20 protein-coding genes are annotated in these 19,943 nt (G+C 66.3%); 18 read left to right on the forward strand and 2 right to left on the reverse strand.

Annotated features, from left to right (window positions below; translation table 11 throughout):
* Positions 1-65 precede the first annotated feature (65 nt).
* Both LWW96_RS06065 and LWW96_RS06070 read right to left on the reverse strand, forming a co-directional pair.
* On the reverse strand, positions 66-1,298 hold the full coding sequence (locus LWW96_RS06065; protein WP_291485034.1) for an FAD-dependent oxidoreductase: 1,233 nt from the start codon (positions 1,296-1,298) through the stop codon (positions 66-68).
* Positions 1,299-1,347: 49 nt separating this feature from the next.
* On the reverse strand, positions 1,348-2,706 hold the full coding sequence (locus LWW96_RS06070) for an amidase (protein WP_291485036.1): 1,359 nt from the start codon (positions 2,704-2,706) through the stop codon (positions 1,348-1,350).
* Positions 2,707-2,948: 242 nt separating this feature from the next.
* Between LWW96_RS06070 and rpsB the strand changes: the two genes are divergently transcribed.
* The 18 genes from rpsB to LWW96_RS06160 all read left to right on the forward strand — a co-directional run bounded on the left by rpsB (position 2,949) and on the right by LWW96_RS06160 (position 19,929).
* Complete coding sequence (gene rpsB, locus LWW96_RS06075) at positions 2,949-3,701, forward strand: 30S ribosomal protein S2 (protein WP_291485038.1); 753 nt, start codon at positions 2,949-2,951, stop codon at positions 3,699-3,701.
* Between the two features lie 105 nt (positions 3,702-3,806).
* Positions 3,807-4,736, forward strand: coding sequence for a translation elongation factor Ts (gene tsf / locus LWW96_RS06080; protein WP_291485040.1), 930 nt, complete (start codon positions 3,807-3,809; stop codon positions 4,734-4,736).
* Between the two features lie 66 nt (positions 4,737-4,802).
* Entirely contained in the window at positions 4,803-5,525 is a 723-nt protein-coding gene (gene pyrH / locus LWW96_RS06085; RefSeq protein WP_291485041.1) for a UMP kinase, read from the forward strand.
* A 49-nt stretch (positions 5,526-5,574) separates the two neighbouring features.
* A complete protein-coding gene (frr, locus tag LWW96_RS06090) occupies positions 5,575-6,135 on the forward strand; it encodes a ribosome recycling factor (protein WP_291485043.1) in 561 nt (186 codons plus the stop codon).
* Between the two features lie 23 nt (positions 6,136-6,158).
* Positions 6,159-6,890 (forward strand): polyprenyl diphosphate synthase, encoded by a 732-nt coding sequence (gene uppS / locus LWW96_RS06095; RefSeq protein WP_291485045.1) that lies wholly within the window; start codon positions 6,159-6,161, stop codon positions 6,888-6,890.
* A gap of 50 nt (positions 6,891-6,940) precedes the next feature.
* Positions 6,941-7,795: a phosphatidate cytidylyltransferase gene (locus tag LWW96_RS06100; protein WP_291485046.1), complete on the forward strand. Its 855-nt coding sequence runs from the start codon at positions 6,941-6,943 to the stop codon at positions 7,793-7,795.
* Complete coding sequence (ispC, locus tag LWW96_RS06105) at positions 7,795-8,973, forward strand: 1-deoxy-D-xylulose-5-phosphate reductoisomerase (protein ID WP_291485049.1); 1,179 nt, start codon at positions 7,795-7,797, stop codon at positions 8,971-8,973. Before LWW96_RS06100 ends, ispC begins: the two co-directional genes overlap by 1 nt.
* A 31-nt stretch (positions 8,974-9,004) precedes the next feature.
* Positions 9,005-10,369 (forward strand): RIP metalloprotease RseP, encoded by a 1,365-nt coding sequence (gene rseP / locus LWW96_RS06110; RefSeq protein ID WP_291485051.1) that lies wholly within the window; start codon positions 9,005-9,007, stop codon positions 10,367-10,369.
* Between the two features lie 45 nt (positions 10,370-10,414).
* Positions 10,415-12,712 (forward strand): outer membrane protein assembly factor BamA, encoded by a 2,298-nt coding sequence (bamA, locus tag LWW96_RS06115; protein WP_291485053.1) that lies wholly within the window; start codon positions 10,415-10,417, stop codon positions 12,710-12,712.
* Entirely contained in the window at positions 12,712-13,230 is a 519-nt protein-coding gene (locus LWW96_RS06120) for an OmpH family outer membrane protein (protein WP_291485055.1), read from the forward strand. Before bamA ends, LWW96_RS06120 begins: the two co-directional genes overlap by 1 nt.
* 33 nt (positions 13,231-13,263) lie before the next feature.
* Positions 13,264-14,247, forward strand: coding sequence for a UDP-3-O-(3-hydroxymyristoyl)glucosamine N-acyltransferase (lpxD, locus tag LWW96_RS06125; protein ID WP_291485057.1), 984 nt, complete (start codon positions 13,264-13,266; stop codon positions 14,245-14,247).
* A gap of 16 nt (positions 14,248-14,263) precedes the next feature.
* On the forward strand, positions 14,264-14,704 hold the full coding sequence (gene fabZ / locus LWW96_RS06130; protein ID WP_291485059.1) for a 3-hydroxyacyl-ACP dehydratase FabZ: 441 nt from the start codon (positions 14,264-14,266) through the stop codon (positions 14,702-14,704).
* A gap of 18 nt (positions 14,705-14,722) precedes the next feature.
* Positions 14,723-15,511, forward strand: coding sequence for an acyl-ACP--UDP-N-acetylglucosamine O-acyltransferase (gene lpxA, locus LWW96_RS06135; RefSeq protein WP_291485061.1), 789 nt, complete (start codon positions 14,723-14,725; stop codon positions 15,509-15,511).
* A 23-nt stretch (positions 15,512-15,534) separates the two neighbouring features.
* Entirely contained in the window at positions 15,535-16,680 is a 1,146-nt protein-coding gene (lpxB, locus tag LWW96_RS06140; RefSeq protein WP_291485207.1) for a lipid-A-disaccharide synthase, read from the forward strand.
* Positions 16,646-17,275, forward strand: coding sequence for a ribonuclease HII (gene rnhB / locus LWW96_RS06145; RefSeq protein WP_291485062.1), 630 nt, complete (start codon positions 16,646-16,648; stop codon positions 17,273-17,275). Before lpxB ends, rnhB begins: the two co-directional genes overlap by 35 nt.
* 19 nt (positions 17,276-17,294) lie before the next feature.
* On the forward strand, positions 17,295-18,068 hold the full coding sequence (locus tag LWW96_RS06150) for an RNA methyltransferase (RefSeq protein ID WP_291485063.1): 774 nt from the start codon (positions 17,295-17,297) through the stop codon (positions 18,066-18,068).
* 241 nt (positions 18,069-18,309) lie between these two features.
* Complete coding sequence (gene carA, locus LWW96_RS06155; protein ID WP_291485064.1) at positions 18,310-19,482, forward strand: glutamine-hydrolyzing carbamoyl-phosphate synthase small subunit; 1,173 nt, start codon at positions 18,310-18,312, stop codon at positions 19,480-19,482.
* A 21-nt stretch (positions 19,483-19,503) separates the two neighbouring features.
* A complete protein-coding gene (locus tag LWW96_RS06160) occupies positions 19,504-19,929 on the forward strand; it encodes a hypothetical protein (RefSeq protein ID WP_291485065.1) in 426 nt (141 codons plus the stop codon).
* Positions 19,930-19,943 lie beyond the last annotated feature (14 nt).

A 19,943-nucleotide genomic window follows, 5' to 3' on the forward strand; every position in this document is an offset into this window, starting at 1 on the left:
CGGCGGGACGCCGGCCGGGGCTGTGATGGCCGCCATTGTGCGCCGGCGCACCGCCGTGCCGTGGGTCAGAACGTGCGCAGGCCCAGGCCGTCCAGCGAGACCTCGGGCTCCCGCTGCGCGACCAGGTCCGCCAGCGCGCGCGCGCAGCCGCAGGCCAGGGCCCAGCCGCCCGCGCCGTGGCCGGTGTTGATCCACACGCCGGGCGCGCTGCCGGGGCCGACCACGGGGGCGCCGTCGGGCAGCAGCGGGCGCGCGCCGCGCCACACCTGCAGGCCGGAGGACAACTGCGCGCCCCCGGGGAACCAGTCGTTGAGCGTGCGGTACAGGCGTTGCAAGGTGGGCGTGTGGTGCGCGGCGCCAGCACCCGCCAGCTCGGCGCCGCCGGCAATGCGCACGCGCTGGCCCAGGCGGGTGATGGCGATCTGCTGTGCCACGTCCACGATGCTGCCGCGCGGCGCGTGGGTGGCCTCGCGCAAGGGTGCGCTCACGGAGTATCCGTACACGGCGGCCATGGGCAGCCGCAAGCCGAGCGCCGGCGCCAGCGCGGCAGACGCCAGGCCCGCGCACAGCACGACGGCGTCAAAACGGCGAACCTGGGGCTCCCCCTGCAGGGAAAGTGCCAGCGGGGAGGTGCCGATCCGCTCCACGCGGGTGTTGAAGGCAAATTCCACGGTGGCCCCTTGCAGGCCCTGGCGCAACTGCTGGGCCAACAGGCGGCAGTTTCCCGCAGCGGCGCCGGGCAGGTGGATGGCGGCGGCCAGCGGCGATTCGGGCGAGAGGCCTGGTTCGGTGCGGCGTGCGGCGTCGGCATCCATCTCCTGCCAGGCCACGCCGGCTTCGCGCAGGATGTCCAGCGCTGGCTGGAGCTGTGCGCGTTCCTGTTCGGTGCGCAGCAGCAGCAGGCGGCCCTCGCTGCCTTCGATGTCCAGTTCGTGCTGGCTGGCAAGGGCCTGCAGGCGCGCCAGGCTGTACTGGGCCAGGCGTTCCAGTGCGGCGGCCGGGGCGCTGCGCGTGCGCGCGGCCTGGCGCCAGCGGCGCAGCCAGACCAGGTTGGCGCGGCTCCAGCCGCCGGCCAGGCGCAGGGTGGCGTGGGCGCCCATGAGCCGCAGCGCAGGGCCGAAGCCCGGCAGGGCCCAGGGGTTGGTCAGGTGCGGTGCCAGCAGGCCCGCCGTGGCAAAGCTGGCCTCCTCGGCTGCAGCGCTGTGTTGTTCAAAAACGGTGACTTCGTGGCCGTCGCTGGCCAGCTCGTACGCAGTGGTGACGCCGGTGATGCCGGCGCCCACGATGGCGATCTTCATGGATGGGAGTGATTTTGGCGTTCAGCGCAATATTATCGCGCGCCAGCAGCTATTGTTTTTGTAGTGCTTTTTCGATTTGAAGGCCCACATTCAGCACGGTGTCGTCCCGCAGTGCGCCGTGCCACACCATCAGCCCGACGGGGAGTTCGCCCTGCTGGTGGCAGGGCAGGGACAGTGCGCAGCCGTCCAGCAGATTGACCACGCTGGTGTTGCGCAGCAGCAGGTTGTTGACCCGGAAGAATTCCGCATCCCGGGCGGCGTCTTGCGCTGGGTCGGTGCCATGGGCGGGCGCTACGTCGGCCAGCAAGGGGGCAACGATGGGTACCGTGGGGGACAGCAGCGCGTCGTAGGCCGCCATGCCATCCAGCATGCGCGCGATCCAGTGCTGGCGCGCGTGCAGCAGGTCGATGTACTCCCAGGCCATCAACGAGGCGCCCTTTTCAATGCGGGTCCGCACCCGCGGGTCGTACTGCCCGCCCGCCTGCTGCAGCAAGCTGCGGTGCCAGGCATAGCTCTCGGGCGCGGCAAAGCCGTAGGCCGGCGGCTCCTGCACGGCCGGCAGGTCGATGGTGTCGATCTGCGCACCCGCCTGGCGCAGGACCTGGAGGCTGCGCTCAAACGCCCGCGCCACGGTGGCATCCAGCCCGTCCAGAAAGAGCGTGGAGGGCACGGCCAGCCGGTATTGCGACAGCGGCGCCAGGCTGCGCGTCACGCGGCGCGCCGCCAGCACCTCGTGGGCCAGCAGGGCGTCGCGCACGCTGCGGGTCATGGCGCAGACGGTGTCCAGCGTGGTCGACAGCGGCACCGCGCCGGCGGTGGGCACGCGCTGGGCGGTGCTCTTGAACCCCACGATGCCGTTGAGCGCGGCCGGGATCCGGATGGACCCGCCCGTATCCGATCCCAGCCCGATGAAAGCCGCCCCGGTGGCCACCGAAACCCCCGCGCCCGAGGACGATCCCCCGGGAACCCGCGGCGCCCCCGGGATCGCACCGAAGCGCGCGTCCCAGGCCGCGGGCGTGCCGTAGTGCGGGTTGACGCCGACGCCGGAAAAGGCGAACTCGACCATGTTGGTGCGCCCGATGAGGGTGGCGCCCGCCGCCCGCAGCCGCGCTACGGCCGGACTGTCCTGCCGCGCTGGCGCGGCGTCCTTGAGCACGGTGGAGCCGGCGGGGGTGGGCTGGCCCGCGATGTCGAACAGGTCCTTCACGGACACCGCCAGGCCCGCCAGGGGCAGCTCCGGCAGGCCGGGGCGGGCCGCGGCGGCACGCGCGCTGTCAAACAGGGTGTGCACGAAGCTGTGGGTGTTGCTGGCGGCCTGCGCTGCGTCGATGCAGCGCTCCAGCTCGGCGGCGGGCGTGGTGGCGCCGCCCCGCAGTTGCTCACGGGTGGCGATCAGGTCTGGAAGCATGGGTGTGCTAGAATCTTTGGGTTTTGCTGGGAGCAGTAGCCGCCGGCGCAGTCTGCAAGGGCATTTTGGGGGATATTGCAATATCGCCAAGTGCCCTTTGCAGGAGTCGCGTCTCCGGTGGTCCTTGCGGCAAATCAATCGCAAAGCAGCCCCGTCAAGGTGTTGTGGCGCCGTGCAGCATGAAGAAACACGGCATTGCAAATTCAGGGGCTGATTTTAGACCTAACCTTTGGAGTCTCCTTATGTCCGTCACCATGCGCGAAATGCTGGAAGCCGGTGTCCACTTCGGCCACCAAACCCGCTTCTGGAACCCCAAGATGGCCCCGTACATCTTCGGCCATCGCAACAAGATTCACATTGTCAACCTGGAAAAGACGCTGCCGCTGTTCCAGGAAGCACAAAAGTTCGCCAAGCAGCTGACGGCCAACCGCGGCACGATCCTGATGGTCGGCACCAAGCGCCAAGCCCGTGAAATCCTGGCAACGGAAGCGCAACGCGCTGGCGTGCCTTTTGTGGACCAGCGCTGGCTGGGCGGCATGCTGACGAACTTCAAGACCGTGAAGACCTCGATCAAGCGCCTCAAGGACATGAAGGCCCAGCAAGAAGCCGGCCTCGACAACCTGAGCAAGAAAGAGCAGCTGACGTTCGCTCGCGAAATCGAGAAGCTCGAGAAGGACATCGGCGGCATCCAGGACATGGCTGCGCTGCCGGACGCCATCTTCGTGATCGACGTGGGCTTCCACAAGATCGCCGTGGCAGAAGCCAAGAAGCTGGGCATCCCGCTGATCGGCGTGGTGGATACCAACCATTCGCCCGAAGGCATCGACTACGTGATCCCCGGCAACGATGACTCGGCCAAGGCCGTGACGCTGTACGCCCGCGGCATCGCCGACGCCATCATCGAAGGCCGCGCCAACGCGGTGAGCGACGTGGCCAAGGCAGCAGCCTCGGAAACCGCTGACGAATTTGTGGAAGTGCAAGAAGCCGCCGCCTAAGACCCGGCTGCGCGATCCGTCGCGGACAAAAGCGGGGCCCCTGGTGAGCCCCCTTTTTTTTAGCCCGAATCTGTATCGACTGAACTGAACACTGAAGGAACAAAGATGGCTGCAATTACCGCAAGCATGGTGGCAGAACTGCGTGGCAAGACCGACGCTCCCATGATGGAATGCAAGAAGGCACTGACCGAAGCCGATGGCGACATGGCCAAGGCGGAAGAACTGCTGCGCGTCAAGCTGGGCACCAAGGCTGGCAAGGCCGCCTCGCGCGTGACGGCTGAAGGCGTGGTGGCCAGCTTCATCAACGGCAACGTGGGCGCGCTGATCGAAGTCAACAGCGAAACCGACTTCGTTTCCAAGAACGACAGCTTCATCGCCATGGCCAACGCCGCTGCCAAGCTGGTGGCCGAGCACAACCCTGCCGACATCGAAGCCCTGGGCGCGCTGCCCTACGAGCAGGACAGCTTCGGCCCCACGCTGGAAGACGTGCGCAAGGGCCTGATCGGCAAGATCGGCGAGAACATGTCGTTCCGCCGCTTCAAGCGCTTCAGCGGCTCCAACCTGGCCGCGTACCTGCACGGTTCGCGCATTGGCGTGGTGGTGGAGTTCGACGGTGACGCTACTGCCGCCAAGGACGTCGCCATGCACGTGGCCGCCATGAAGCCCGTGGCCCTGACCAGCGCCGACGTGCCTGCCGAACTGATCGCCAAGGAGCGCTCGGTGGCCGAAGGCAAGGCTGAAGAAGCCAACAAGGAACTCGTGGCCGCCGGCAAGCCCGCGCAGAGCGCCGAAATCACGGCCAAGCGCATCGACGGCGCCGTGCAGAAGTACCTCAAGGAAGTCTCGCTGGCCGACCAGGTCTTCGTGAAGGCCGCCGACGGCAAGCAGACCGTGGCCCAGATGCTCAAGGCAGCCAACACCAACGTGAAGGGCTTCACGCTCTACGTCGTGGGCGAAGGCATCGAGAAGAAGGCCGACGACTTCGCCGCCGAAGTGGCTGCCCAGGTGGCTGCCGCCAAGGCCGCTGCTGCCTGACCGGCAGTACCGTCCCGTTTGTTCCCACCGCCGTTCACTGCCGTATTGCCTTTGGAGAAATCGCCCATGTCCCACGCCGCACCAGCCCACAAGCGCATCCTGCTCAAGCTGTCTGGTGAGGCGCTGATGGGGGAGGACTCCTTCGGCATCAACCGCGCCACCATTGTCCGGATGGTCGAGGAGATTGCCGAAGTCACCCGCCTGGGCGTCCAGGTGGCGGTGGTGATCGGTGGGGGCAACATCTTCCGCGGCGTGGCGGGCGGCTCCGTGGGCATGGACCGCGCCACCGCCGACTACATGGGCATGCTGGCCACCGTCATGAACGCGCTGGCCCTGGCCGATGCCATGGACAAGCAGGGGCTCACCGCCCGCGTGATGTCCGCCATCGCCATCGAGCAGGTGGTGGAGCCCTATGTGCGCCCCAAGGCGTTGCAGTACCTGGAAGAGGGCAAGGTGGTCGTGTTCGCCGCGGGCACGGGCAACCCCTTTTTCACCACCGACACCGCCGCCGCGCTGCGCGGGGCCGAGATCGGCGCCGAAGTGGTGCTCAAGGCCACCAAGGTGGACGGCGTTTATACTGCCGACCCCCAGAAAGACCCTGCGGCCACGCGCTACACGAAGCTCAGCTTCGACGAAGCCATGTCCCGCAACCTGGGCATCATGGATGCCACCGCGTTCGCACTGTGCCGGGACCAGAAGCTTCCCGTGCGGGTGTTCTCCATCGTCAAGCATGGCGCCCTCAAGCGCGTGGTGATGGGTGAAGACGAAGGTACGCTGGTTTACGCTTGACGACGTTGCAGGGCCTGCGCGAAATGCGGGCCGGCCCCAGGAGAAAAACATGACGATTGCCGACATCAAGAAAAACGCAGAAACCAAGATGGACCAGTCCATCACCGCGTTCAAGAACAACCTGGCGAAGATCCGCACCGGGCGCGCGAACCCCGCGCTGCTCGACGCCGTGCAGGTGGAGTACTACGGCTCGATGGTGCCCCTCTCCCAGGTGGCCAATGTGGCGCTGATCGATGCGCGCACCATCAGCGTCCAGCCCTGGGAAAAGGGCATGGGCGCCAAGATCGAGAAGGCCATCCGCGAAAGCGACCTGGGCCTGAACCCCGCCTCCATGGGCGACCTGATCCGCGTGCCCATGCCGCCCATGAGCGAAGAGCGCCGCAAGGAAATGACCAAGCTGGCGCGCAACGAGGGCGAGGGCGCCAAGATCGCCGTGCGCAACCTGCGCCGCGATGCCAACGAAGCCGTCAAGAAGCTGGTGAAGGACAAGCTCGCCTCGGAAGACGATCAGAAGCGTGCGGAAGCCGACGTGCAGAAGTTCACCGACAAGCACATCGCCGAGATCGATGCGCTGGTGTCCGCCAAAGAGCAGGAAATCATGGCCGTTTGAGCCCCCGGGGCTTGACCGTTTCCATGTCCAAAAATCCCGGGGTGCCCCACCACATCGCCATCGTCATGGATGGCAACGGCCGCTGGGCGACGCGCCGCTTTCTGCCCCGCCTGGCGGGTCACAAGCAAGGGGTGGATTCCCTGCGCCGCTGCGCACGCGCCTGCGTGGACCGCGGCGTGGGGGTGTTGACCGTCTTCGCCTTCTCCTCCGAAAACTGGAACCGGCCCGCCGACGAGGTGTCGGGGTTGATGGAACTGCTGGCCAAGGCGCTGGCGCGCGAAGTGCCGCAGTTGAAGAAAGACGGAGTACGGCTGCACTTCGTGGGGGAGCGCGCCACGCTTTCGTCCAAGGTGCGTGAGGGCCTGGCCCAGGCGGAGGCCGCCACGGCGGAGAACACCCGCCTCGTGCTCAATGTGTGTTTCAACTATGGCGGGCGCTGGGACATCGCACAGGCCGCCGCCGTGCTGGCGTCGCGGGGCGAACCGATCACCGAAGCCAGCCTGAATGCTACGATGGGCCTGGCCCATGTAGCCGACCCCGACCTGGTGATCCGCACCGGCGGAGAAATGCGGATCAGCAATTTCCTGCTGTGGCAGGCGGCATACTCCGAGTTCTACTTCAGCGACCGGCTGTGGCCGGATTTCGACGAATCGGCGCTGGACGAAGCCATCGCGGCCTTTGCGAGCCGCGAGCGCCGTTTTGGCAAAACCTCCGAACAGATCCTGGCGGCGCAACCCCAACCGATGCCGGGCTGAGAGCGGGTGGTGCGCCGCCCCAAGACGTTCAACTGGTTCTGAAAGGCCCCATGCTCAAACAGCGCGTTATCACGGCCCTGGTGTTGCTGGCCATTCTGCTGCCCGCACTTTTCTACACCTCCACGGAGCCCTTCACCCTGGTGGTGCTGGTGCTCATGGCGGCGGGTGCGTGGGAGTGGGGGCGCCTGAGCGGGTTCGGTTCTGCGGGCTCCCTCGCCGTGGGCGCGGCCTGCGTGGCGCTGTGCGCCCTTTCGTGGGCTGGCGGGTGGCTGGACCGGCCCTTGCCGGGCCTGTGGGTCGCCGGGGGCGGCCTCTGGGTGCTGGCGGCGGCCTGGCTGCTGCGGGCGGGCGTGCCCGGTTGGCCGCGGATCCCCTCGGCCGTGCGCCTGGTGGCCGGCGTGCTGGCCTTGTGGCTGGCCTGGCTGGCCGTGGTGCAGGCGCGCAAGGTCGGCATCAACTTTCTGCTGTCGGTGCTGGTACTGGTGTGGGTGGCTGACATCTTTGCCTACTTCGCCGGGCGCGCCTTCGGCCTGCGTTTCACCAAGGGCAAGCTCGCGCCCTCCATCAGCCCCGGCAAGAGCTGGGAAGGGGTGTGGGGCGGGCTGGCGGGCGTCATGGTGCTGGCGTTTGCCTGGGTTGCGGCCGACACCCATTGGCAGGCAGCGGTGCCCAGCTTCTACACCCGCATGGCGCAGCAAGGGTGGTGGCTGCTGGTGATTGCGGCACTGTTCATGGTGGCCATGAGCGTCTCCGGCGATCTGGTGGAGTCGCTCATCAAGCGCAGCGCCGGCGTCAAGGACAGCAGCGGCCTGCTGCCCGGGCACGGCGGCGTGCTCGACCGGGTGGATGCCTTGCTGCCCACGCTGCCCCTGGCCATGATGCTCACCAGCCTGACAACGCAATGATGAAACAACGACTGACGGTACTGGGTTCCACGGGATCCATCGGCACCAGCACGCTGGACGTGGTGGCCCGCCATCCCGAGCGCTTCGAGGTGTTTGCGCTGAGTGCGGCCACCCAGGTGGACCTGCTGCTGGCCCAGTGCGCCCAGTTCAAGCCCCGCTTTGCCGTGATGGCCAGCCCAGCCCACGCGCAGGTGCTGGCTGAAAAAATCGAGGCAAATGGGCTTCCAACGCAGGTCCTGCAAGCGCAAGATGCTATTGAAGTGATAGCAAGCCATCCGGACGTGGATGCGGTCATGGCCGCCATCGTCGGTGCGGCGGGCCTGGCGCCCTGCCTGGCTGCGGCGCGGGCGGGCAAGCGCCTGCTGCTGGCCAACAAGGAAGCCCTGGTGGTGGGCGGTGGCCTGTTCATGCAGACGGTGCGTTCGGGCGGCGCCACGCTGCTGCCCATCGACAGCGAGCATTCCGCCATTTTCCAGTGCCTGCCGGAAGACCCCGCAACCTGGGCCGACCGGGTCGATTGCATTCTGCTGACGGCCTCGGGCGGGCCGTTCCGCCAGCGCGATCCCGCCACGCTGTCGCAGATCACCCCCGACCAGGCCTGCGCGCATCCCAATTTCTCAATGGGGCGCAAGATCTCGGTGGATTCCGCCACGATGATGAACAAAGCCCTCGAAGTGATCGAGGCGCGCTGGCTGTTTGATCTGCACCCTGACCAGATCAAGGTGGTGATCCACCCCCAGCAGATCATCCACTCGATGGTGCAGTTCAAAGACGCATCCATCCTCGCCCAGCTGGGCACGCCCGACATGCGCGTGCCCATTGCCTGCGGCCTGGCGTGGCCCGAGCGCATCGCCAGCGGTGCCAGCCGGCTGGACTTTTCCAAGCTGGCGTCGCTGGCGTTCGAGGACGCTGACGCCCGCCGTTTCCCCGGCCTGCACCTGTCCTGGCAGGCGCTCAAGGCGGCCGAAGGCACGACGGCGGTGCTCAACGCCGCGAACGAGGTGGCCGTGGGCGCCTTCCTCTCAGGCCGGCTGCGGTTCGACCATATTCATGCGGTGAACCTTGCAACTTTGGACGCGGTCGCGCCCTCCAAGCCGGATTCGCTGGATGCCCTGCTGGATCTGGATGCGCAGGCGCGCAGTGCGGCCGAGCGCGCCGCAGACCGCCTGGCGGCCTGATCCTCCACCGCCCTGTACCGACCCGACGCCCATGCTTCTCACTGTTGTTGCCTTTGTCGTCGCCCTGGGCGTCCTGATTGCCGTGCACGAGTACGGGCACTACCGCGTGGCCGTGGCGTGCGGCGTGAAGGTGCTGCGCTTTTCGGTCGGGTTCGGCCAGCCGCTGCTGCGCTGGCAGCCCAAGGGCTCGCCCACCGAGTTCGTGTTGGGCGCATTCCCCTTGGGCGGCTATGTGCGCATGCTGGACGAGCGGGAAGCGCCAGTGGCACCCGAAGAGCGGCACCTGGCCTTCAACACCCAGCCGTTGCGGTCCCGCGCCGCCATCGTGGCCGCCGGGCCGCTGGCAAACCTGCTGCTTGCCGTGCTGCTGTATTCCGCCGTCAACTGGAGCGGGGTGGACGAGCCCCGTGCCGTGCTGGCCAGCCCGGTGGCTGGCTCCGTCGCGCAGAACGCGGGGCTGCGGGGAGGCGAACTGGTGGCCCAGGCCGCGCTGGGCTCGGATGCCATGGAGCCCGTGCGGTCGTTCGAGGATCTGCGCTGGCTGCTGACCCGTGGCGCCCTGGAGGGCACCAACGTCCGCCTGGACGTGAAGCCGCAATCCGGAGGCGCGCACCGGGAAGTCCTGCTCGACATGTCCCGCATCGACAGCCGCGAGGCCGACGCACAGCTGTTCCGCAAGATCGGCATCCTGGGGCCGTGGACGCGGCCGGTGATCGGTGAAGTCATGCCCGACGGCGCAGCCCAACGTGCCGGCCTGCGCCAGGGGGACGTGGTGCTCAAGATCGGTGCAACCGACGTGGTGGACGGGCAGCAGCTGCGCGAGCTGATCCGCCAGTCGGTGCGGGGGCAGGAACCCCTGGCACAGGCGTGGCGCGTGGACCGGTCCGGCCAGATGCTCACGCTGGAGGTGCTGCCGGAGGTGAAGTCGGAACCTGGCGTCACCGTAGGCCGCATTGGCGCCTACGTGGGCGCTGCGCCCGAGCTGGTCACCGTGGAATACGGCGCGCTGGAGGGCGCCTGGGCGGGCGCCGCCAAGACCTGGGACGTGTCCCTGCTCACGCTTCGCATGATGGCGCGCATGGTCATTGGCGAAGCGTCGGTCAAGAACCTGAGCGGCCCCTTGACGATTGCCGAATACGCGGGCCGTTCCGCCAGCCTGGGGATCTCGCAATACGTGATGTTCCTCGCCCTGATCAGCGTGAGCCTGGGCGTGTTGAACCTGCTGCCGTTGCCCGTCTTGGACGGGGGGCACCTGATGTATTATCTTTGGGAGGGTGTGACCGGCAGGGGGGTCTCGGACGCTTGGATGGAGCGCCTCCAGCGTGGAGGCGTTGCTGTCTTGCTGCTCATGATGTCCATCGCCCTCTTCAACGATATCACCCGGCTCTTTGGCTAACACTTCTGCCGCATTTGCACTGCAAGCGCGGCACCCGCTTCATTCATGAAAAAACACATCAATCGACTGGGCGTACGCACCGCATCGGCCGTTGCAGCCATGGTTTTTGCCGCCAATGCGGCATGGGCCCTGGAGCCTTTCAAGGTGCAGGATATCCGCGTCGAAGGCTTGCAGCGCGTGGAGCCCGGCACCGTGTTTGCGTCCATGCCGCTGCGGGTCGGTGACGACTACAACGACGAAAAGGGCGCCGCCGCCATTCGGGCATTGTTCGGCCTGGGCCTGTTCAAGGACGTGCGCCTGGAGGCCGTTGGCAACGTGCTGGTCGTGGTGGTGGAAGAGCGCCCGACCGTCGCCGACGTGGACTTTGCCGGCACGCGCGAATTCGACAAGGACGTGCTCAAGAAGGCCATGCGGGACGTGGGCCTGACCGAGGGACGGCCCTACGATAAGGCACTGACCGACCGCGCGGAGCAGGAGCTCAAGCGCCAGTACATCAACAAGAGCCTGTACGGCGCCGAAGTGGTCACGACCGTGACGCCTATCGAGCGCAACCGGGTGAACCTGACCTTCACCGTGGTGGAGGGCGAGCCTGCCCGCATCAAGGAAGTCCGCATCGTGGGCAACAAGGCTTTCAGTGAATCCACGCTCACGGGGCTTTTCGACCAGGACACGGGCGGCTGGCTCAGCTGGTACACCAAGTCCGATCGTTACTCGCGTGCCAAGCTCAACGCGGACCTGGAAACCCTGCGCTCGTACTACCTGCAGCGCGGCTATCTGGAGTTCCGCGTGGACTCCACCCAGGTGGCCATCTCCCCGGACAAGCAGGACATCTCCATCACCGTGAACGTCACGGAAGGCGAGCGCTACGTGGTGTCGGGCGTGAAGCTGGAGGGCAACTACCTGGACCGCGAGGACGAGTTCAAGTCCCTGGTCAAGATCCGCGCCGGTGAGCCCTACAACGCTGACCAGGTCACCGAAACCACCAAGGCCTTTTCCGAATACTTCTCCCGTTTCGGCTTTGCGTTTGCGCGCGTGGAAGCCGTGCCGGAGATCGACCGCGTCAACAACCGGGTGGCCTTCGTCCTGCAGGCCGAGCCGTCGCGCCGGGCCTACGTGCGCCGCATCAATGTGAGCGGCAACAACCGCACGCGGGACGAGGTGATCCGGCGTGAGTTCCGCCAGTACGAAGCCTCGTGGTACGACGGCGAGAAGATCCGCCTCTCGCGCGACCGCGTGGACCGCCTGGGCTTCTTTACGGAAGTGAACGTGGAGACCCAGGAAGTCCCGGGCTCTCCCGATCAGGTGGACCTGGTGGTCAACGTGGCGGAAAAGCCCACCGGCTCGCTGCAGATGGGCGTGGGCTTCTCCAGTGCCGAGAAGGTGTCGCTGTCCTTCGGCATCAAGCAGGAAAACATCTTTGGCTCGGGCAACTACCTGGGCATCGACGTCAATACCAGCAAGTACCGCCGCACCCTGGTGTTCAGCACCACCAACCCGTACTTCACCCCTGAAGGCATTTCGCGCACGCTGGACGTGTACTACCGCACGGACAAGCCGTACGAAGACCAGGGTGGCAACTACCAGTTGGTCACCACCGGGACCTCGGTGCGTTTCGGCGTGCCCTTCAGCGAAACCGACACGGTGTTCTTCGGGGGCGGGCTGGAGCAAACCAAGATCAAGCCCGGCACCAACATCCCCGCGACCTACCTGGCCTATGCCGACCAGTTCGGCTACAGCAGCACCTCCATTCCCCTGACCGTCGGCTGGTCGCGGGACGACCGGGACAGCGCCCTGGCGCCCAATTCGGGCCGCTACCAGCGCCTGAACTCCGAGTGGTCGGTGGCGGGTGATGCCCGCTACGTGCGCGCGAACTACCAGTACCAGCAGTACGTGCCCCTCAACAAGCGCTTCACCATCGCTTTCAATGGCGAACTGGGGCTGGGCAAGGGCTTGAACGGCCGCCCCTTCCCGGTGTTCAAGAACTTCTATTCGGGCGGCCTGGGCTCGGTGCGCGGCTTTGACCAAGGTACGCTGGGGCCGCGCGACGTGACCGGCGCATCGCTGGGCGGCCCCAAGAAGGTGACCCTGAATGCGGAATTGATCGCGCCCTTCCCGGGGGCGGGCAATGACCGGACCCTGCGTGTCTTCACTTTCGTCGACGTGGGCAATGTGTACGGAGAGAACGAGAAGGTCTCGTTCAGCGACATGCGTTCCTCCGTGGGTGTGGGCTTGAGCTGGATTTCCCCGCTCGGTCCGCTGCGCCTGGCCTTTGCGCAACCGGTGCGCAAGTTTGCCGGCGATAGAATCCAGAAACTGCAATTCCAGATCGGAACGTCTTTCTAATGAAATCCTTTTCTCGCCATATTTCTTTGGCCCTGCTGCTGGGCTCGGTGGCCCTGGCAGCTCCTGTGCAGGCCCAGGAGTTCAAGGCTGGGTTTGTCAACACGGACCGCATCTTCCGCGAGGCCAATACCGCGAAGGCTGCGCAAGCCAAGCTGGAGCAGGAATTTTCTCGCCGTGAGAAGGAGCTGGTGGACATGGGCAATACCCTGAAGACCGCCTCCGAAAAGTTCGAACGGGAAGCCCCCACCATGGCCGAAAGCCAGCGCACCACCCGTCAGCGCCAGCTGGTGGACCAGGACCGCGAGTTCCAGCGCAAGCGCCGTGAATTCCAGGAAGACCTGAGCGCACGCAAGAACGAAGAACTCTCGCAGGTGCTCGAGCGTGCCAACAAGGTCGTCAAGCAAGTTGCCGAGACCGAGAAGTACGACGTGATCCTGCAAGAGGCGGTGTACATCAATCCCAAGCACGACATCACCGACAAGGTGATCAAGGCGCTGAATGCCTCCGCTGGCAAGTAAGGCAGCAGCGTCGCAGCGCTGGGTAGGTGGCGCGTGAGCCTGCTACTTGGGGACATTGTCGATGCCCTCGGGGGAACGCTGGAAGGGGGAGCGCGCGATGTGGTCATCTCCCGCATCGCGCCCCTGGAGATTGCCGGTCCAGGTGACCTCAGTTTCCTGAGCAATCCGCGCTACCAGCAGCAACTGGCCGCCACCCGGGCGGCCTGTGTCATTGTGGCGCCCGCGCTGCGGGGCGCGGCACTGGCACGCGGGGCCTGCATCGTGGCCGACAACCCCTACGTGTACTTTGCCCGCGCAACGCAACTGTGGCGCCAGCAAGGGCCGGCTGGGGTGCGCCAAGCCGGCGTTCACCCGAGTGCGGTGGTGGACCCGTCTGCGCAGGTGCATCCCAGCGCCAGCATCGGCCCGCTGTGCGTGGTGGAGAGGGGCGCTGTCATCGGTGCTGGCACGGTGCTGAAGTCCCGGGTCACCGTGGGCGAGGACTGCCGCATTGGCGAACGCTGCATCGTGCATGCGGGCGTGGTGATCGGTGCCGATGGTTTTGGCTTTGCTCCCGAGCAGGGCCGCTGGGTCAAGATCGAGCAGCTGGGTGCCGTGCGCATCGGCGACGACGTGGAGATCGGTGCCAACACCTGCATCGACCGCGGTGCGCTGCAAGACACGGAGATCGAAGACGGCGTCAAGCTCGACAATCTCATCCAGATCGGCCACAACGTTCGCATCGGAAAGCACTCGGCCATGGCCGGGTGCGTGGGCGTGGCCGGCAGTGCGACCATTGGCGCCCATTGCACCGTGGGTGGCGGGGCGATTGTGCTGGGCCACCTGGAGCTGGCCGACCATGTGCACATCTCGGCCGCCACGGTGGTCACGCGTTCGCTCACGCAGCCGGGCCAGTACACCGGCATGTTTCCCATCGACGACAATGCGCGCTGGGAAAAGAACGCTGCGACACTCAAACAATTGCACAGCTTGCGCGAGCGCATCAAGGCGCTGGAGCAGGCACTGAAAGCAGCATGAACGGAAGAACAATTCGATGATGGATATCCACGCAATTCTCAAGCAACTGCCCCACCGCTACCCGTTTCTACTGGTGGACAAGGTGATCGAGCTGGAGAGCAATGCACGCATCAAGGCCATCAAGAATGTGACCTTCAACGAGCCTTACTTCATGGGCCACTTTCCAGGCCGGCCGGTGATGCCGGGCGTTCTGATACTGGAGGCCCTGGCCCAGGCGGCCGGGCTGCTGGCCTTTGACGCCATGGGCAAGGTGCCCGACGAAAACAACATCTACTATTTCGTGGGCATCGACGGTGCGCGTTTCAAGCGCCCGGTGGAGCCGGGGGACCAGCTGGTGCTGTCCATCACCATCGACCGCGTGCGCGGCGGCATCTGGAAGTTCAAGGGCGTTGCCAGCGTGGGCGACGATGTGGCCTGCGAGGCCGAACTGATGTGCACCATGCGCAGCGTGGGCTGACAAGGGTTGTTGTCGAACGTGAGCAATATCCATCCCACTGCCCTGGTGGCAGAAGGCGCTGTTCTGGACCCCACCGTCACGGTCGGGCCCTACACCGTCATCGGCCCGCACGTGAAGGTCGGCGCCGGGACGGTCATCGGGCCGCACTGCGTGGTGGAAGGGCACACCACGATCGGGCAGGACAACCGCATCTTCCAGTTTGCCTCGGTCGGCGCGGCCAACCAGGACAAGAAATACCGCAACGAGCCGTGTGAGCTCGTCATCGGCGACCGCAACACGATCCGCGAGTTCTGCACGCTCCATGTGGGCACGGTGCAGGACAAGTCCGTCACGCGCGTGGGCAGCGACAACTGGATCATGGCCTACACGCACATCGCGCACGATTGCGTGGTGGGCAACCACACCACGCTGGCCAACAACACGACGCTGGGCGGCCACGTGGAGCTGGGCGACTGGGTCACGGTGGGTGGCCTGGCTGGCATTCACCAGTTCGTGAAGGTGGGCGCCCATGCCATGGTGGGTTTTGCGAGCGCCGTCTCGCAGGACGTGCCGCCGTTCCTGCTGGTGGACGGCAACCCGCTCGCGGTGCATGGCATCAACACCGTGGGCTTGCGCCGGCGCGATTTCAGCAATGAGCGCATCGCGGTGATCAAGCAGATGCACAAGCTGCTGTACCGTGAGGGGCGCACGCTGGCTGAAGCGCGCGGCGCGATCGAGGCGCTGGCGCAGTCCGCGCCCCATGCCGCAGCGGACGTGGCCGCGATGAGCGGCTTCCTTGCGGCCGCCACCCGCGGCATTGCCCGCTGACTGCCGTGGAACCCCGGTTCGCGATGGTCGCGGGCGAGGCGTCTGGCGATCTGCTGGCCGGCCTGCTGTTGGATGGGCTCCAGGCCTGCTGGCCGACGCTGCAGTCCTTTGGCATCGGCGGGCCGCAGATGGTGCGGCGCGGCTTTGATGCCCGCTGGCCCAGCGACAAGCTGGCCGTGCACGGCTACAGCCTTGAAGTCCTGCGCCGCCTGCGCGAATTGCTCGGCATCCGCAAGCAGCTGCGCGCGCGCCTGCTGGCCGAGCGGCCCGATGTTTTCATTGGCGTGGATGCGCCCGATTTCAACCTCGCGCTGGAGGCCGACCTGCGTGCCGCGGGAATCAAGACGGTGCACTTTGTCTGCCCGTCCATCTGGGCATGGCGCGCCCACCGGGTCGAGAAGATCCGGCGCAGCGCCGACCATGTGCTGTGCATCTTCCCGTTCGAGCCGGAACTGCTGGCGCGCCATGGCATTGCGGCCACCTATGTGGGGCATCCCCTGGCCAGCGTCATCCCCATGGCACCGGACCGCAGCGCGGCCCGCACGGCGCTGGGCCTCGCGGCCGAGGACGAGGACGAGGTGCTGGCCATCCTGCCGGGCAGCCGGTCGGCCGAGATCCAATACATTGCTCCACCCTTTTTTGCGGCTGCAGCGCTGATCCATAAAGCGCGGCCTGCTACAAAATTCATAGTTCCCGCCGTGCCTGCATTGCAGGGCCGGATCGAACAACTGGTGCTTGCCGCGGGGCTGCGGGGTGTGGTGCGCGTGGTCACCGGGCAGTCGCACGCCGTGCTGGCCGCCTGCGATGCCACGCTCATCGCCAGCGGCACCGCCACGCTGGAGGCGGCCTTGTTCAAGCGCCCCATGGTCATCGGCTACCACATGCACCCGTTGAGCTGGTGGCTGATGCGGCGCAAGCAGCTGCAACCCTGGGTGGGGCTGCCAAACATCCTGTCGGGTGAGTTCGTGGTGCCGGAGCTGATCCAGGACGCGGCCACTCCGCAGGCTTTGTGCGAGGCCACCGTGCAGTGGCTGGATGCTCGCCAGCACCATCCCGAGAAAATCACCGCTCTGGAGCAGCGCTTTGAGGCGTTGCACCGAAGCCTGCTTCGCAACACTCCCCAACTGGCTGCCGATGCGATCCAGAAAGTCCTCCACCAAGGTGCCTGAGCAAGCCTGCCTTCCCTGGCAGCCGCCCGGTCTGCTGGCCGGCGTGGACGAGGCCGGGCGCGGTCCGCTGGCGGGGCCGGTGGTGGCGGCCGCCGTGATCCTGGACGACCTGAACCCCATTGCCGGGCTGGCAGATTCCAAGAAGCTCACGCCCGCGCGGCGCGAGAAGCTCTACGACGAAATCCGCGCCAAGGCGCTGTGCTGCAGCATCGCCGAAGCCAGCGTGGAAGAGATCGATCAGCTCAACATCCTGCAGGCCACCCTTTTGGCCATGCGCCGTGCCGTGCTGGGTTTGCGCCTCAAGCCCGTGATGGTGCTGGTGGACGGCAACCGCCTTCCCACGCTGGGCATCCAGGCCGAGGCCATTGTCAAGGGCGACGCCCTGGTGCCTTCGATCTCGGCCGCCTCCATCCTGGCCAAGGTGCACCGCGACCGCTGGTGCGAGCAGGTGCATGCGGAATACCCGCAGTACGGCTTTGCCGGACACAAGGGGTACGGTACGGCGCTGCACCTGTCCGCCCTGCGCGAGCACGGCGCCTGCGTGTACCACCGGCGCACGTTCGCACCCGTGGCCGAAACGCTGCAAAGCGCCTGACCCGCTGCAAGCTTTTTACATGACCTCTCCTGCCGTCACCGCCATTCATTCCCGGGACAACGCCTTCGTGAAAGACTTGCGCCGCCTGGCGCAAGACAGCACGGCGTACCGCAAGCAGGGCCGGGTGTGGCTGGAAGGGGACCATCTGTGCCGCGCCGCGCTGGAGCGCGGGCAGCGGCCGTCCGTGGCCGTATTTTGCGAGTCAAATTGGCCTCTAGCCCAGGTGGAATGGGCGCAAGCAGCTCCTAAAATAATAGTGCTCCCCGATGCGCTGTTTGCCGATGTCAGCGGTCTGGAGTCGCCTGCGCGCATGGGCTTCATCGTGGACCTGCCCGCGCCGCGGACGCTGGACGCTGGCGCCGCCACGGTGGTACTGGACCGCGTGCAGGACGCGGGCAATGTGGGCTCCATCCTGCGCAGTGCCTCGGCCTTCGGCTTCCGCCAGGTCGTGGCGGTCAAGGGCAGCGCCGCCTTGTGGTCTGCCAAGGTGCTGCGGGCCGGCATGGGGGCGCACTTTGCGCTCAACCTCCTGGAGGGGCTGGACCCTGCGGCACTGCAGGCGCTGCGCGTGCCGCTGCTGGTCACCAGCTCCCATGAGGGCGAATGGCTGCACCGCGCTGCCTTGCCCTGGCCCTGTGCCTGGGTGATGGGGCACGAAGGGCAGGGGGTTTCACCGGTGCTGGAAGCGCAGGCCACACTGCGCATCCGCATCGCGCAGCCGGGTGGCGAAGAGTCGCTGAACGTTGCCGCGGCCGCCGCCATTTGCCTGCACGCGAGCGGCGCGGCGCGCTGAGCGGGCGGCAGGCCAGCGGGCTTGCGCCCCGGCCTCGCACCTGCGCGGTGGCAGGGTTATGCAAGATGTGCATTTCGTGCGGGGCAGCAGCAAGGATATAATCGGGAGCTTTTCTCGCAACAGCGTCGCCCGACCGCACCCAAAGCAACAACCCCTCTGAGAGCAGCCACCCCCACTTCCGTGCGCCACGCGTACGAGTGGACTGCAGGCGCCGGGCGACCGTAACCATCCGGAGAACCCAGTGCTTTTGTCTCTACAGGGAACCTTCCCGCCCGCCATCCTGGCGCTCGCAGACGGCACGGTCTTTATCGGCAATTCGATCGGTGCCACCGGCACCACCGTCGGCGAAGTGGTGTTCAACACCGCCATCACCGGCTACCAGGAAATCCTCACCGACCCCAGCTACTGCCAGCAGATCGTCACGTTGACGTATCCGCACATCGGCAACTACGGCGTCAATGGCGAAGATATCGAAGCTGACAAGGTCCATGCCGCAGGCCTCATCATCAAAGACCTGCCCTTGCTGGCCAGCAACTTCCGCCAGTCGGAAACGCTGTCGCAGTACCTGGTGCGTGAAAACACCGTCGCCATCGCCAACATCGACACCCGCAAGCTCACGCGCCTGTTGCGCAGCAAGGGTGCGCAGAACGGTGCCATCATCGGCCTGGCTGCCGGTCAGGCCGTCACGCAGGCGCTGATCGACGACGCCATTGCCCAGGCCAAGGCTGCGCCCAACATGGCCGGCCTGGATCTGGCCCAGGTGGTCACCACCCCGTCGCGCTACGAATGGACGCAGACCGAGTGGAAGCTCGGCTCCGGCTACGGTGAGCTGACGGCCCCGCAATTCCACGTGGTGGCCTACGACTTCGGCGTGAAGAAAAACATCCTGCGCATGCTGGCCGAGCGCGGCTGCAAGGTCACCGTGGTGCCGGCCAAGACGCCCGCCGTCGAGGTGCTGGCCCTGAATCCCGATGGCGTGTTCCTCTCCAACGGCCCTGGCGACCCGGAACCCTGCGACTACGCCATTGCCGCCACCCGTGCCATCGTGGACAGCGGTGTGCCCACCTTCGGCATTTGCCTGGGGCACCAGATCATGGCCCTGGCCGCTGGCGCCAAGACTTTCAAGATGGCCAACAGCCACCACGGCGCCAACCACCCCGTCAAAGACCTGGACACCGGCCGCGTGAGCATCACCAGCCAGAACCACGGCTTTGCGGTGGACATGGATTCGCTGCCCGCCAACCTGCGGGCCACGCACGTCAGCCTGTTTGACGGCACCCTGCAAGGGCTGGTCCACAAGAACAAGCCGGCCTTCTGCTTCCAGGGCCACCCCGAGGCCTCGCCCGGCCCGCACGACATCGCCTATCTCTTCGACCGGTTCACCGAGGCGATGCGCGTGGCGAAAGCCGGCTGAGCCCCGCAAGGAATAGCCACCATGAAACTGTTCAGCTTTCCCCTTGCGTCGCTGGAAAAAGCGATCCACAAGCGCGTCCTGACCCTGCCTTCGCCCCACAAGGAGTGGTTTACCGAGCGCTGGGCCCAGAAGCCCTACAAGAAGGCGTTCGTGGAGAACAAGGCCATGCCCCTGGTCACCCTGGTCGCCAAGGGCAAGACCATGGACGACGCTGCGTTCGCGGAGCTGCTGCAAGAGTGGGAAGTGACGTTTTATGAAGCGGAAGAAGAGGTCCTGCGCCCGCTGATCCAGGGCGACGGCCTGCTGCAGCTGATGCAGAAAAACATTCCCGCCGAACGGGTGGAGGCACTGCTCGCCAAGCTGGCCACGCGGCGCTCCGCCGTGGCCGACGCGGCCGCCTCCGCGCCGTCCCTCCCCTCACCGGCAGCCGAACCCACGGTCGACTGATCGACGCACGCACC

The sequence above is a fragment of the Acidovorax sp. genome, from assembly GCF_021287135.1.
Classification (GTDB): domain Bacteria; phylum Pseudomonadota; class Gammaproteobacteria; order Burkholderiales; family Burkholderiaceae_C; genus Acidovorax.

What these genes read in the sequence shown, in the direction of transcription:
- tsf (WP_291485040.1), top strand. Translation starts at nt 3,807, where the DNA reads ATGGCTGCAATTACCGCAAGCATGGTGGCAGAACTGCGTGGCAAGACC.
- bamA (WP_291485053.1), top strand. Translation starts at nt 10,415, where the DNA reads ATGAAAAAACACATCAATCGACTGGGCGTACGCACCGCATCGGCCGTT.
- LWW96_RS06070 (WP_291485036.1), bottom strand. Translation starts at nt 2,706, where the DNA reads ATGCTTCCAGACCTGATCGCCACCCGTGAGCAACTGCGGGGCGGCGCC.
- lpxB (WP_291485207.1), top strand. Translation starts at nt 15,535, where the DNA reads ATGGTCGCGGGCGAGGCGTCTGGCGATCTGCTGGCCGGCCTGCTGTTG.
- LWW96_RS06160 (WP_291485065.1), top strand. Translation starts at nt 19,504, where the DNA reads ATGAAACTGTTCAGCTTTCCCCTTGCGTCGCTGGAAAAAGCGATCCAC.
- uppS (WP_291485045.1), top strand. Translation starts at nt 6,159, where the DNA reads ATGTCCAAAAATCCCGGGGTGCCCCACCACATCGCCATCGTCATGGAT.
- fabZ (WP_291485059.1), top strand. Translation starts at nt 14,264, where the DNA reads ATGATGGATATCCACGCAATTCTCAAGCAACTGCCCCACCGCTACCCG.
- rseP (WP_291485051.1), top strand. Translation starts at nt 9,005, where the DNA reads ATGCTTCTCACTGTTGTTGCCTTTGTCGTCGCCCTGGGCGTCCTGATT.
- rnhB (WP_291485062.1), top strand. Translation starts at nt 16,646, where the DNA reads ATGCGATCCAGAAAGTCCTCCACCAAGGTGCCTGAGCAAGCCTGCCTT.
- ispC (WP_291485049.1), top strand. Translation starts at nt 7,795, where the DNA reads ATGAAACAACGACTGACGGTACTGGGTTCCACGGGATCCATCGGCACC.
- LWW96_RS06065 (WP_291485034.1), bottom strand. Translation starts at nt 1,298, where the DNA reads ATGAAGATCGCCATCGTGGGCGCCGGCATCACCGGCGTCACCACTGCG.
- rpsB (WP_291485038.1), top strand. Translation starts at nt 2,949, where the DNA reads ATGTCCGTCACCATGCGCGAAATGCTGGAAGCCGGTGTCCACTTCGGC.
- LWW96_RS06100 (WP_291485046.1), top strand. Translation starts at nt 6,941, where the DNA reads ATGCTCAAACAGCGCGTTATCACGGCCCTGGTGTTGCTGGCCATTCTG.
- frr (WP_291485043.1), top strand. Translation starts at nt 5,575, where the DNA reads ATGACGATTGCCGACATCAAGAAAAACGCAGAAACCAAGATGGACCAG.
- LWW96_RS06150 (WP_291485063.1), top strand. Translation starts at nt 17,295, where the DNA reads ATGACCTCTCCTGCCGTCACCGCCATTCATTCCCGGGACAACGCCTTC.
- pyrH (WP_291485041.1), top strand. Translation starts at nt 4,803, where the DNA reads ATGTCCCACGCCGCACCAGCCCACAAGCGCATCCTGCTCAAGCTGTCT.
- LWW96_RS06120 (WP_291485055.1), top strand. Translation starts at nt 12,712, where the DNA reads ATGAAATCCTTTTCTCGCCATATTTCTTTGGCCCTGCTGCTGGGCTCG.